General features: G+C 71.7%; 10 protein-coding genes. 6 read left to right on the forward strand and 4 right to left on the reverse strand.

Features of this window, described 5'->3' with window-relative positions; all coding sequences use genetic code 11:
- Nucleotides 1-158 precede the first annotated feature (158 nt).
- Nucleotides 159-1,535, forward strand: coding sequence for a carbohydrate-binding protein (locus tag AB0J71_RS05205; protein ID WP_352323003.1), 1,377 nt, complete (start codon nt 159-161; stop codon nt 1,533-1,535).
- Between the two features lie 112 nt (nt 1,536-1,647).
- Here the strand turns inward: AB0J71_RS05205 and ispG are convergent, their stop codons facing one another.
- Both ispG and AB0J71_RS05215 read right to left on the reverse strand, forming a co-directional pair.
- A complete protein-coding gene (gene ispG, locus AB0J71_RS05210) occupies nt 1,648-2,751 on the reverse strand; it encodes a flavodoxin-dependent (E)-4-hydroxy-3-methylbut-2-enyl-diphosphate synthase (RefSeq protein WP_352323002.1) in 1,104 nt (367 codons plus the stop codon).
- Complete coding sequence (locus AB0J71_RS05215) at nt 2,739-4,487, reverse strand: 1-deoxy-D-xylulose-5-phosphate synthase (RefSeq protein WP_352323001.1); 1,749 nt, start codon at nt 4,485-4,487, stop codon at nt 2,739-2,741. The genes ispG and AB0J71_RS05215 overlap by 13 nt, the downstream gene beginning before the upstream one ends.
- 128 nt (nt 4,488-4,615) lie before the next feature.
- On the opposite strand from AB0J71_RS05215, the gene AB0J71_RS05220 reads away from it, so the two are divergent.
- The 5 genes from AB0J71_RS05220 to AB0J71_RS05240 are packed head-to-tail and all read left to right on the forward strand — an operon-like array spanning nt 4,616 to nt 11,658.
- Nucleotides 4,616-5,659, forward strand: a complete 1,044-nt coding sequence (locus tag AB0J71_RS05220) for a polyprenyl synthetase family protein (RefSeq protein ID WP_352323000.1) — start codon at nt 4,616-4,618, stop codon at nt 5,657-5,659.
- A gap of 11 nt (nt 5,660-5,670) precedes the next feature.
- A complete protein-coding gene (locus AB0J71_RS05225) occupies nt 5,671-6,612 on the forward strand; it encodes a 4-hydroxy-3-methylbut-2-enyl diphosphate reductase (protein ID WP_364412883.1) in 942 nt (313 codons plus the stop codon).
- 27 nt (nt 6,613-6,639) lie between these two features.
- Nucleotides 6,640-8,049: a family 2B encapsulin nanocompartment shell protein gene (locus AB0J71_RS05230; protein ID WP_364412885.1), complete on the forward strand. Its 1,410-nt coding sequence runs from the start codon at nt 6,640-6,642 to the stop codon at nt 8,047-8,049.
- Between the two features lie 43 nt (nt 8,050-8,092).
- A complete protein-coding gene (locus tag AB0J71_RS05235; protein WP_364412888.1) occupies nt 8,093-9,463 on the forward strand; it encodes a family 2B encapsulin nanocompartment shell protein in 1,371 nt (456 codons plus the stop codon).
- Nucleotides 9,463-11,658, forward strand: coding sequence for a terpene synthase family protein (locus AB0J71_RS05240; RefSeq protein WP_364412891.1), 2,196 nt, complete (start codon nt 9,463-9,465; stop codon nt 11,656-11,658). The genes AB0J71_RS05235 and AB0J71_RS05240 overlap by 1 nt, the downstream gene beginning before the upstream one ends.
- Here AB0J71_RS05240 and AB0J71_RS05245 read toward each other — a convergent pair.
- Nucleotides 11,625-11,972: an STAS domain-containing protein gene (locus AB0J71_RS05245; protein WP_352322995.1), complete on the reverse strand. Its 348-nt coding sequence runs from the start codon at nt 11,970-11,972 to the stop codon at nt 11,625-11,627. The two genes, AB0J71_RS05240 and AB0J71_RS05245, sit on opposite strands and share 34 nt — an antisense overlap.
- A gap of 411 nt (nt 11,973-12,383) precedes the next feature.
- Nucleotides 12,384-12,650 (reverse strand): hypothetical protein, encoded by a 267-nt coding sequence (locus AB0J71_RS05250; protein ID WP_364412893.1) that lies wholly within the window; start codon nt 12,648-12,650, stop codon nt 12,384-12,386.
- Nucleotides 12,651-12,740 lie beyond the last annotated feature (90 nt).

Consider the following 12,740-nt stretch of genomic DNA (forward strand, 5'->3'; position numbering starts at 1 on the left):
CCAGATGGGATTCGGACGGCACAAATCCCGCATACCCCCACATAAGGCTCCAAACGGTTTGCCCCATAACACCGTGATAGGGGTGTTTTGAGACGACCACTCCTCGTATTCGGACTCGTACCGTGCAGACACCCCCCTGTACGCGAGGAGACGTGCACATGCTCCCCAGGAAGACCGTGACGGCGGGCATCGCGATCGCCGTCACCATGATCAGCGTCCCGGCCCTGGCCTTCGCGGCGAAGGGCGCCACGGCCCAGGACGAGACCCCCTACTCCATCGCCCGCAGCAACGCAGAAGCCGTCGCCGACCCCCCGCAGGGCCTGGTCGACGCCATGAGCCGGGACCTCGGCATCACCGGCCAGCAGGCCGAGGCCCGCCTGGTCAACGAGGCCGCCGCGGCCGGCCTCGAACCCACCCTGCGCGCCCAGTTAGGCGCCTCCTACGCCGGCTCCTGGGTGACCGGCCCCACCTCCACCCCGGTCACCGCCACCACCGACCCGGCGCAGGTGGCCGCCATCACCAAGGCCGGTGTGCAGGCCCGCGTGGTCGCCCGCTCGCTGAGCAGCCTCGACGGGGTCAAGGCCAGGCTCGACGCCGCCTCGGCCAAGGCCCCGAAGACCGCCCCCGTCTGGTACGTGGACGTCGTCAACAACACCGTCGTCGTCCTCAGCTCCAACCCCGCCAAGGCCGCCGCCTGGGTGAAGGCCAGCGGCGCGGACGCCTCCGCCGTCCAGGTCGTGCGCTCGGCCGAGAAGCCCACGCTGTTCTACGACGTCCGCGGCGGCGACGCCTACTACATCGGCTCCGGCACCCGCTGCTCCGTCGGCTTCTCGGTGACCAAGGCCGGCTCGCAGGGCGGCTTCGTCAGCGCCGGCCACTGCGGCACCGCCGGGTCCAGCACGTCCGGCTCCAACCGGGTCGCCATGGGCACGTTCCGCGGCTCGTCCTTCCCGGGCAACGACTACTCCTGGGTCGAGGTCAACGGCCAGTGGACCCCGACCGGCGTGGTGAACGGCTACAGCGCCGGCATCCTGCCCGTACGCGGCTCGACCGTCGCCCAGGTGGGCTCGGCCGTCTGCCGCGCCGGATCGACCACCGGTTACCACTGCGGCTCGGTCCAGCAGCTCAACACCAGCGTCACCTACCAGGAGGGCACCGTCTCCGGCGTGACGCGGACCAACGTCTGCGCCGAGCCCGGCGACTCCGGCGGCTCGTTCATCTCCGGCGACCAGGCCCAGGGCGTGACGTCGGGCGGCTCGGGCAACTGCAGCTCCGGCGGCACGACGTACTTCCAGCCGGTCAACGAGATCCTGTCCACCTACGGCCTGACCCTCGCCACCCAGGGCGGCGGCCCCGGCCCGACCAGCACGCCGACGGTCACGACCACCGTCGGCGGCACGTGGGCGGCGGGCACGACGTACGCGGCCGGCGCGACGGTGACGTACGGCGGCTCGACCTACCGCTGCCTCCAGGGGCACACCGCCCAGCCCGGCTGGGAGCCGCCGAACGTGCCGGCTCTCTGGCAGCGCGTCTGACCCCCTAGACGTCCAGGGCGGAGATACCCCCTCACGACCTGGACCGCGCGGCCGGGCGATGTCCCACTCCTCCGTCAGGGACATCGCCCGGCCCATGCGCTTCAAGCGGCCGTCAGGACGCCTCTCCGGCCAGCCGCAGGGCCTCCTCGACCAGCGTCTCCACGATCCGCGACTCCGGGACGGTGCGGACCACCTCGCCCCTGACGAAGATCTGCCCCTTGCCGTTGCCCGAGGCCACCCCCAGGTCCGCCTCCCTGGCCTCGCCCGGCCCGTTGACCACGCAGCCCATCACCGCCACCCGCAGCGGGTGGGGGAACCCGTCGAGCGCCGCGGCGACCCGTTCGGCCAGCCCGTACACGTCGACCTGGGCCCGCCCGCACGACGGGCAGGAGACGATCTCCAGCCTGCGCCGCCGCAGCCCCAGGGACTCCAGGATCCCGATCCCGACCTTGACCTCCTCCACCGGCGGCGCGGACAGCGAGACGCGGATCGTGTCGCCGATGCCCTCGTCGAGCAGGATGCCGAACGCCACCGCCGACTTGATCGTGCCCTGCATGAGCGGCCCGGCCTCGGTGACGCCGAGGTGCAGCGGGTAGTCGCAGCTGCGGGCCAGCATCCGGTAGGCCGCCGTCATCACCTGCGGGTCGTGGTGCTTGACGGAGAGCTTGATGTCGCGGAAGCCGTGCTCCTCGAACAACGAGCACTCCCACAGCGCCGACTCCACCAGCGCGGCCGGCGTGGCCCTGCCGTGCTTGGCCAGCAGGCGGGGGTCGAGCGAACCGGCGTTGACGCCGATGCGGATCGACACCCCCGCCGCGGACGCGGCCCGCGCGATCTCGCCCACCTTGTCGTCGAATCTCTTGATGTTCCCGGGATTGACCCGGACCGCCGCGCACCCCGCCTCGATGGCGGCGAAGACGTACCGCGGCTGGAAGTGGATGTCGGCGACGACCGGGATCTGCGACTTGCGCGCGATCGCCGGCAGCGCGTCGGCGTCGTCCTGGGTCGGCACCGCGACGCGGACGATCTGGCAGCCCGCCGCCGTCAGCTCGGCGATCTGCTGCAACGTGGCGTTGACGTCGGCCGTCACCGTCGTCGTCATCGACTGCACCGAGACGGGCGCGTCGCCCCCCACCGGCACGGACCCCACCATCACCTGCCTGGACGCCCTGCGCGCCCGATGTCGCACCGGCAGTCCGAGATCTACAGCGGCCACCTGTCCAGCTCCCTTCGAACGGTGTGCGCGATGCCCTGGCCGGTGAGCCCGGCCTCGGCGAGCAACCCGGCCCGGCTCCCGTGCGCGACGAACTCGCGCGGCAGGCCGAGGTTGACGATGTGCCGCCCGGGGCCGCACTCCTGCCGGAGCAGGGCGCCGGCCCCGCAGGCGGCCAGGCCGTCCTCGACGGTCACCACCAGCCGGGCGGCCGCGGCCGGCCCGCGCAGACCGGCCGGGACCGGGATCACCCAGCGGGGATCGACCACGGTCACGCCGATCCCGGCGGCCGACAACATGGCCGCCGCGCCCAGGCACGGCCCGGCCATCGGCCCGACCGCCACCAGCAGCACGTCGGGGCCGCCCGCGAAGAGCACGTCGACGTCGCCCACCCGCCCCACGCGCGGGAGCTGGGGGCCGGCGACCGCCTTGGGGAAGCGCAGCGCGGTCGGGCCGGGGTGCTCGACCGCCTCCTCCAGCAGCTCGCACAGCCGGTGGGCGTCGCGCGGCGCGGCCACCCGCATGCCGGGCACCATGGCCAGCGCCGCCAGGTCCCACATGCCGTGGTGGCTGGGCCCGTCGGGGCCGGTGAGCCCGGCCCGGTCGAGCACCAGCGTCACCGGCAGCCGGTGCAGGGCGACGTCCATCAGCACCTGGTCCAGGGCGCGCCCGAGGAACGTCGCGTAGACGGCGACCACGGGGTGCAGGCCCGCCATGGCCATGCCCGCCGCCGAGGCCAGCGCCTGCTGCTCGGCGATGCCGACGTCGAACATGCGGCCGGGGAAGCGCCGGCCGAAGCAGGCCAGCCCGGTCGGCCCCGGCATCGCGGCGGTGACGGCCACCAGGTCGTCGCGGCGCTCGCCGAGCACGCACAGGTGGCGGGCGAACGCGTCGGTCCAGGTGACGGAGCCGGCGGCGAGCGGACGGCCGGTGGCCGGGTCGGTGGCCGGGATCGCGTGCAGGTGCTCGTCGTGGTCGCGCTCGGCCGGGTCGTAGCCGCGGCCCTTGCGGGTGACGCAGTGGACCACGACGGGGACGCGCAGCTCGCGGGCGGCGCGCAGGACCCCTTCGAGCGCGGCGATGTCGTGGCCGTCGACCGGGCCCAGGTAGCGCAGGCCGAGCTGCTCGAAGACGGTCACGTCGGCGGCCGTGCGCAGCCGGGCGAGGTGGTCGGCGATGCCGCCGTGGGTGGGGGCGTAGGAGCGGCCGTTGTCGTTGAGCACGACGACGACCGGCCGGTGACGGGCGGCGCCCAGGTTGTTGAGCGCCTCCCAGGCCATCCCGCCGGTCAGCGCGCCGTCGCCGACCACGGCGACCACCGCCCGGTCGGCGTCGCCGGTCAGCAGGCGCGCCTTGGCCAGGCCGTCGGCGTAGGCGAGCGCGGTGGAGGCGTGGGAGTTGTCGACGTGGTCGTGCACGGACTCGTCCCGGCTCGGGTAGCCGCTGAGGCCGCCCCGGCAGCGCAGGGCGTCGAAGGAGTCGCGCCGCCCGGTCAGGATCTTGTGGACGTACGCCTGGTGCCCGGTGTCGAAGACGATGGCGTCGCCGGGCGAGTCGAAGACGCGGTGGAGGGCGATCGTGAGCTCGACGACGCCGAGATTGGAGCCGAGGTGCCCGCCGCGGACGCTCACCTTCTCGACCAGGAACTCGCGGATCTCGCGGGCGAGGCCGGGCAGCAGCTCGGCGGGCAGGGCACGCAGGTCTTGGGGAGTGGAAACGTACGGCAACAGGGTCGTCATGACATCCCCTGACGGTGTTGCGGTGAGCCAAAAGAATAGTTGAAAGGCCCAAGACACTTTACACGCTCTGTATTCAAGTAGTAACTATTGGTAGTGCGTCCCGACCAGAAGGAGCCGAGCGGATGCCGGTGAGCTTCACTCAGCACTACCTCGGATCGCGGATCGAGCGACGCCTCGCCGACTTCCTGGAGACGTGGCGCGCGCCCGTCTCCGATCCCGACGTCCAGACGGCCTACCGGCTGCTGACCGAGTTCATCCTCGGCGGCGGCAAGCGCATCCGTCCCCTGCTGTGCTACTGGGGCTGGCGGGGTGCGGGCGGCGCCGACTGCGACGAGATCGTCAGCGCCGCGGCGGCCCTGGAGCTGTGCCACGCCGGGCTGCTCATCCACGACGACATCATGGACGGCAGCGAGCTGCGCCGGGGCCGGGCGACCATCCACCGCAACCTCGCCGACCTCCACCGCGGCCCGTCCGCGGAGGCGTTCGGGCACGCCGGCGGCATCCTGCTCGGCACGCTCAGCCTGGCCTGGTCCGACACCCTGCTGTCGTCGTGCGGCGTCGAGCCCGTCCGCCTGCGGGCCGCCCACCACCTCTTCGACGCCATGCGCACCGAGGTCATCAGCGGCCAGTACCTCGACATCCTCGCCCAGCTCCGCGCCGGCGCGAGCGTGCCGGAGGCGCTCACGGTGATCCGCTACAAGACGGCCAAGTACACCGTCGAGCGGCCGTTGCAGATCGGCGGCGCCCTGGCCGGCGCCTCACCCGAGCTGCTCGACGCCTTCTCCCGGTTCGGCGTGCCGCTCGGCGAGGCGTTCCAGCTGCGCGACGACGTGCTGGGCACGTTCGGCTCGGCGGCCGAGACCGGCAAGTCCGCGCTCGACGACCTGCGCGAGGGCAAGCACACGGTGCTGATCGCGCACGCCGTGGCGCACGCCTCGCCCGCGCAGCTCGGCTACCTGCGCGCCTGGCACGGCAACCCGGCGCTCACCGAGGAGCAGGCCGCCGGGCTGCGCACCATCCTCATCGACACCGGCGCGCTCGACCAGGTCGAGTCGATGATCGACGAACGCGTGGGCGAGGCCACGGCCGCCCTGGCCCGGGCGCCGATCGGGCCCGAGGCCGGCGGCGCGCTGTCCGTCCTGGCCGACCAGCTCGCGCACCGTACCAAGTAGGGGGCTCTCCGATGGGACGCGTACTGCTCGCGGCCCCGCGCGGCTACTGCGCGGGCGTCGAACGGGCCATCTTCTCCGTGGAGGAGGCGCTGCGGCGCTTCGGGCCACCGGTCTACGTGCGCAAGCAGATCGTGCACAACACGTTCGTGGTGGCCGACCTCACCGAACGCGGGGCGGTGTTCGTCGAGGAGCTCGACGAGGTGCCGGGCGGCGCGCTGGTGATCTTCTCGGCCCACGGCGTCTCCCCCGCGGTCCGGCAGGAGGCCGGGGGCCGCGGCCTGCGCACGATCGACGCCACCTGCCCTCTGGTCACCAAGGTGCACAAGGAGGCGGTGCGGCTGGCCGAGGCCGGTCACGAGATCGTGCTCATCGGCCACGCCGAGCACGAGGAGGTCGAGGGCACCCTCGGCGAGGCGCCCGGCCGCATCCACGTCGTCGATCCGGCCAGGCCCCACGAGGTCACCGCGAGCGGCGCGGCGCGCATGACCTGGCTGTCGCAGACCACCCTGTCGGTCGACGAGACCATGGGCGCCGTCGCCGAGCTGCGCGGCCGTTTCCCCCAGCTGGCCGACCCGCCGAGCGACGACATCTGCTACGCCAGCCAGAACCGCCAGGAGGCGATCACCCGCATCGCCCCCCGCTGCGACCTGGTCATCGTCGTCGGCTCGGCCAACTCCTCCAACTCCCGGCGGCTGGTCGAGGTCGCGCTGCACGCCGGCGCACCCGCCGCCCACCTGGTCGACCGCGCCGCCGACGCCGACCCGCGATGGCTCGGCGGCGTGGGCACGGTCGGGGTCAGCTCCGGCGCGTCCGTGCCCGACGTGCTGGTCGAGGACCTGCTCGGCTGGCTCGCCGGCCACGGCTACACCGACGTGGAGCCCGTGACCGTGACCGAGGAGACGCTCACCTTCTCCCTCCCCCTGGAACTCCGTTCCTCCCGCAACCCCGGCTAGACCCCACACCGAGATTGGCGGTGCACCATGACAGAAACCACCGACTCCAGCGCGCCCGTGAACGGCAACGGGCAGCTCAGCCTCAGTACCGAGGCCGCCAAACAGCTCGCGACCACCACCAAGACACCCCCGCAGATGCAGGAGATCACCTCCAGGTGGCTGCTGCGGCTGCTGCCCTGGGTGCAGTGCTCCGGTGGCGTGTTCCGGGTCAACAGGCGCCTGACGTACACGCTCGGCGACGGGCGCATCACGTTCTCCACGACCGGCTCCGACGTGCGGGTCATCCCCGCCGAGCTGACGGAGCTGCCCGTGCTGCGCGGCTTCGACGACATGGAGGTGCTCGAAGCGCTGGCCGACCGCTTCCAGCAGCGCGAGGTCGAGCCGGGCGAGGCCATCGTCAGGGAGGACGACCCGGCCGACCAGCTCGTGCTGATCGCCCACGGCCGGGTCGGCAAGGTAGGGCAGGGCGCCTACGGCGACGAGCAGAACCTCGGCGTGCTGGCCGACGGCGACCACTTCGGCGAGCAGGCGCTGACCGGCGGCGGCACCTACGACTTCACCGCCACGGCCAAGACGCACACCACCGTGCTCACCCTGTCCAGGCAGACCTTCGAGCAGCTGGCCGAGCAGTCCCCGGCGCTGCGCGAGCACATCCAGAGCCGGCAGGCGGCCGGCGACCACGCCCAGAACGCCTACGGCGAGGCCGCGATCGACATGGCCTCCGGCCACTCCGGCGAGGTCGCGCTGCCCGGCACGTTCGTGGACTACGAGCAGTCCCCCCGCGAGTACGAGCTGAGCGTCGCCCAGACGGTCCTGCGGGTGCACAGCCGGGTCTCCGACCTGTACAACCAGCCGATGAGCCAGCTCGACCAGCAGCTCCGCCTCACGATCGAGGCCCTGCGCGAGCGCCAGGAGCACGAGCTGATCAACAACCGGGAGTTCGGCCTGCTGCACAACGCCGACTTCAGCCAGCGCATCCGCACCCGTTCCGGCCCGCCCACGCCCGACGACCTCGACGACCTGCTGGCCGTGGTCTGGAAGGAGCCGGCCTTCTTCCTGGCGCACCCGCAGGCCATCGCCGCGTTCGGCAGGGAGTGCAGCAAGCGCGGCCTCTACCCGCAGGCCAGCGAGGTCAACGGCCACCGCATCCCGGCCTGGCGGGGCGTGCCGATCTTCCCGTGCAGCAAGATCCCGGTCACCGGCAAGCGCACCACGTCGTTCCTGCTCATGCGGACGGGCCAGGAGAACCAGGGCGTCGTCGGCCTGCACCAGACCGGCATCCCCGACGAGTACCAGCCCAGCCTGTCGGTGCGCTTCATGAACATCAACGAGAAGGCGATCATCTCCTACCTGGTCAGCGCCTACTACTCGGCCGCCGTCCTGGTGCCCGACGCGCTCGGCGTCCTGGAGGACGTCGAGCTCGGCAGGAACGGCTAGCAGCCCCTTCGTCCGTCCGGTCCAAGAATTGGTGGTGTTTGTGTTGACGGAGTCGGATCAGCGGCTGAGCCTGGATACCGCCGCGGCGCGGAAACTCGCCACGACGACCAAGACGCCTCCGCAGATGCAGGAGATCTCCTCCCGCTGGTTGCTGCGGATGCTCCCGTGGGTGGACATCGCCGGCACCTATCGGGTGAACCGGCGGCTCACCTACATGGTCGGCGGTGGCCGGGTCAGCTTCTCGCGCACCGGCGCCCGGGTGCGGGTGGTGCCGCCGAGCCTGACCGAGCTGCCGCCGCTGCACGGGCTCGACGACGACCGTCTGCTCGACACCCTCGCGGGCCTGTTCGAGCAGCGGGAATACGCCCCCGGCGACACGATCGCGCGGGCCGGACGGCCGGCTGACGAGATCATCCTGGTCGCCGACGGCCGGGTCACCCGGTTCCAGCCGGGCGACTACGGCAACCGCCTGGTGCTCGGCACCCTCGGCGAGGGCGACCACGCCGGGACCGAACCGCCGGGCGAACGGGCCGTACGGCACGACACGCTGGAGGCCGGCACCAGGTGCACGGTGCTGGCCCTGCCGTGGGAGGAGCTGCGCGCGCTGGCCGAGAGCACGCCCGTCCTGCGCGACCTGCTCGACCGCCACCGCGCCCGGCGGGCGGCCGCCCAGACCAAGCACGGCGAGGCGGCCATCGAGCTGTCGGCCGGCCACCGGGGCGAGCACACGCTGCCGGGCACGTTCGTGGACTACGACCCGGGCCCGCGCGAGTACGAGCTCAGCGTCTCGCAGACCGTGCTGCGCGTGCACACCCGGGTCGCGGACCTGTTCTCCGACCCGATGGACCAGACCGAGCAGCAGCTCAGGCTCACCGTCCAGGCGGTGCGCGAGTCGCAGGAGCGCGAGCTGGTCAACAACCGCGACTTCGGCCTGCTGCACAACGTCGACCCGAGCCAGCGCATTCGCACGCTGACCGGGCCGCCCACCCCCGACGACCTGGACGACCTGGTCAGCCGGCGCAAGAAGTCGCGGTTCTTCCTGGCCCACCCGCGGGCCATCGCGGCCTTCGGCCGGCAGTGCAGCGCGCGGGGCGTCTATCCCGACACCGTCGAGATCGAGGGCGTGCCCGTGCAGTCGTGGCGGGGGGTGCCCATCCTGCCGTGCGACAAGATCCCGATCAGCCGGGCGGGCACCACCTCGATCCTGTGCATGCGCACCGGCGAGAAGGACCAGGGCGTCGTGGGCCTGTTCCAGACCGGCGTGCCCGACGAGCGGGAGCCGGGGCTCAGTGTGAAGCTCACCGGCATCGACCGGAAGGCGGTCATGTCGTACCTGGTCAGCGCCTACTACTCGTGCGCGGTGCTGGTGCCCGACGCGCTCGGGGTGCTGGAGAACGTGGAGGTCGCGAGCTGATGGCTCAGCCGTTCGAGCTGCCCGATTTCTACATGCCGTACCCGGCGCGGCTCAACCCGCACCTGGAGGAGGCCCGTACGCACGCCAAGCAGTGGGCGCGCGAGATGGGCATGCTGGAGGGATCGGGCGTCTGGGAGGAGGCCGACCTCGACGGCCACGACTACTCCCTGATGTGCGCCTACACCCACCCCGACTGCGACGGCGCCGAGCTGTGCCTGATCACCGACTGGTACGTCTGGGTGTTCTTCTTCGACGACCACTTCCTGGAGGTCTTCAAGCGCTCCGGCGACCTCCGGGGCGGCAAGCGGCACCTCGACCGGCTTCCCCGGTTCATGCCGATGGGCGCCGACCTGTCCATGCCGGAGCCGGCCAACCCGGTCGAGGCGGGCCTGGCCGACCTGTGGCTGCGCACGGTGCCGGGCATGTCGGCCGACTGGCGGCGGCGGTTCGCCGAGAGCACCCGCCACCTGCTCAACGAGTCGATCTGGGAGCTGTCCAACATCAACGAGGGCCGGATCGCCAACCCGGTCGAGTACATCGAGATGCGCCGCAAGGTGGGCGGCGCGCCCTGGTCGGCGGGGCTGGTCGAGCACGCGGTGCGGGCCGAGATCCCCGCCCGGCTGGCCGGCACCAGGCCGCTGCGGGTGCTGAAGGACAGCTTCTCCGACGCCGTGCACCTGCGCAACGACCTGTTCTCCTACGAGCGCGAGGTCAGGGACGAGGGCGAGCTGAGCAACGGCGTGCTGGTGCTGGAGACGTTCCTCGGGTGCACGACGCAGGAGGCCGCCGACGCCGTCAACGACCTGCTCACCTCGCGCATGCAGCAGTTCGAGCACACCGCGCTGGGCGAGCTGGGCCCGCTCTTCGTCGAGCACGCCGTCGATCCGCTGTCGGCGATGGGCGTGCTGGCCTACGTCAAGGGGCTGCAGGACTGGCAGTCCGGCGGGCACGAGTGGCATCTGCGGTCGAGCCGCTACATGAACAAGGGCGCGAAGACGGCCCGGCCGCTCGGCCCGAAGTCGCTGATCGCCGGCACGGGGGCCAAGCGGCTGCGCAACTTCGCCCACACCGGGCGGCGGCGCGTCGGCCCCTCGCAGATCCCCGAGCTGTACGTGCCCTTCGAGCTGCGCCTGTCCCCCAACCTCGACCGGGCCCGGCGCAACGCGGTGACCTGGTGCGCGTCCATGGGCCTGCTGGAGGCCCAGCCAGGCGTCGTGGGCTCGGCGGTCTGGGACGCCGAGAAGCTGGCCGACTACGACCTGCCGTTGTGCGCGGCCGGCCTGCATCCCGACGCCACCCCCGAGGAACTGGACCTGGCCTCGTACTGGTTGTGCTGGGGCACCTACGGCGACGACTACTTCCCCGTCGTCTTCGGCCGGTCGGGCAACCTGGCGGCGGCCAAGGTCACCGTGTCCAGGCTCTCGGCGTTCATGCCGCTGGACGGCACGCCGGCGCCGCCGCCGCTGAGCGCGCTCGAACGCGGCCTGGCCGACCTGTGGGCGCGTACGGCGGGGCCGATGCCGGCCGGCGCCCGCGCGCAGCTGCGGCGGTCGGTCGTGACGATGTGCGAGGGCTGGCTCTGGGAGCTGGGCAACGAGGCCGCCGGGCACATCCCCGACCCGGTGGACTACCTGGAGATGCGCCGGCTCACCTTCGGCTCCGAGCTGACGATGAGCCTGTGCCGGCTGCGGCACGCGTACGCGCTGCCCGAGGCGCTGTACGAGAGCGGCCCGATGCGGGCCCTGGAGAACGCGGTCATGGACTGCGGGATGTTGATGAACGACATCTTCTCGTACCAGAAGGAGATCGAGTTCGAGGGCGAGCTGCACAACTGCATCCTGGTGGTCCAGAACTTCTTCGACTGCGACTACCCGGCCGCGCTCGGCATCGTCAACGACCTGCTGACCTCGCGGATGAAGCAGTTTCAGCACATCGCCGCGCACGAGCTGCCGATCCTGTGCGACGACCTCGGGCTCGACTGCGCGGCGCGGCAGGCGCTCGACGCGTACCTGGCCGACTGCCGCCACTGGCTGACCGGCGTTCTCAACTGGCACCGCGGTTGTCTGCGCTACGACGAGCCGTCCCTGCGCCGGCACCACCGGCCGCCGGCCTTCCGGCTGTCCGGCCCCCGCGGGCTCGGCACGTCGGCGGCGAGCCTGGTCTACAGCGGCACGTCGTACGGGCGCGGGGCGTAGAACCAGCCCATCATGCGCAGCAGCCGTCGCAGGTGCGGCGTGACGTTGTGCAGCCGGATCCACCGTTCGTCCGGGGGCAGCGCGGGCAGCGCCAGCACCCGCAGCCCGGACAGGTCGACGAAGGTCAGCTCGCCGATGTCGACCACGATGTACGTGCTGCCCCCGCGCGAGCCGGACAGCGTGCTGGCGAGCGCGGGGCTGTTGGTGACGTCGATCTCCCCGGACAGGGCGACGGCCGGGGCTCCGGGAGCGACCCGCAGCGTGATGCTGAGCTGCCCGTCCTGATAGAGCAGCCGCTCTTCGAGATCGTTCACGACGTGCGCACCCCCCAACAGCTATGGACAGGGGGTTGCCGGTGGGATGACCGTCAAGCTTCCCCCCGGCCGTGGTGGCCGCCCTGAGGAGGTCGCGGTTCCTTCGCCGCGCTGACGATTAACCCGAAACCAGGTTACACGAAGTATGTTTCGCTATGTAATGTTCAGGAGAAAATGACCGAATTGCAGCCCAATAATGAAGAGTTGCACCGGTCTCCGCAGACGCACGAAGCCGGCCCAGCACGCAGGGCTGGGCCGGCTTCGGACCGTCCTCTCGGCGGGGCCCGCACGCGTCCCGCCGCGGCCGATCCGCGGGCGTTCGGCAAGGTGCCGCCACGAGGGTCGTGGCTGCCGGAACGCCTTCAGGTCAGCCTGACGGGCGCGCGGACGGGCCGCCGCCGGTCAGCGGTCTCAGTTGTTGTCGCCGTAGTTGCTCTGGGCGTCCAGGACGTTGAGCTCGATGTCCTGGAGGTGCAGGGCGGTGAGGACGTCGATGTACTTGACGGAGTCGTTGAGGACGTCGTTGGCCAGCGTCAGGTCGTCCAGGATGGACAGCTGGCTCAGGATGGCCTTGCCGCCGTTGTAGGCGTTGGGGCCGACGTCGGCCGAGGCGCTCGTGGCGGTGAACCCGAACAGCGCGCCGGCGATGGCTGCACCGGTGAGAACGCGACGCATCATTTTTTACTTCCCTTTCATCGGAATCGGCGCAGCGGTGCGCGTCATCATTTATTACCCGCCTCCCGAGTGGCAGGATTTTCGCGAATAACG

The organism is Nonomuraea sp. NPDC049637 (assembly GCF_040675235.1).
Taxonomy (GTDB): domain Bacteria; phylum Actinomycetota; class Actinomycetes; order Streptosporangiales; family Streptosporangiaceae; genus Nonomuraea.

What these genes read in the sequence shown, in the direction of transcription:
- AB0J71_RS05205 (WP_352323003.1), top strand. Translation starts at nt 159, where the DNA reads ATGCTCCCCAGGAAGACCGTGACGGCGGGCATCGCGATCGCCGTCACC.
- AB0J71_RS05215 (WP_352323001.1), bottom strand. Translation starts at nt 4,487, where the DNA reads ATGACGACCCTGTTGCCGTACGTTTCCACTCCCCAAGACCTGCGTGCC.
- AB0J71_RS05225 (WP_364412883.1), top strand. Translation starts at nt 5,671, where the DNA reads ATGGGACGCGTACTGCTCGCGGCCCCGCGCGGCTACTGCGCGGGCGTC.
- AB0J71_RS05230 (WP_364412885.1), top strand. Translation starts at nt 6,640, where the DNA reads ATGACAGAAACCACCGACTCCAGCGCGCCCGTGAACGGCAACGGGCAG.
- AB0J71_RS05240 (WP_364412891.1), top strand. Translation starts at nt 9,463, where the DNA reads ATGGCTCAGCCGTTCGAGCTGCCCGATTTCTACATGCCGTACCCGGCG.
- AB0J71_RS05250 (WP_364412893.1), bottom strand. Translation starts at nt 12,650, where the DNA reads ATGATGCGTCGCGTTCTCACCGGTGCAGCCATCGCCGGCGCGCTGTTC.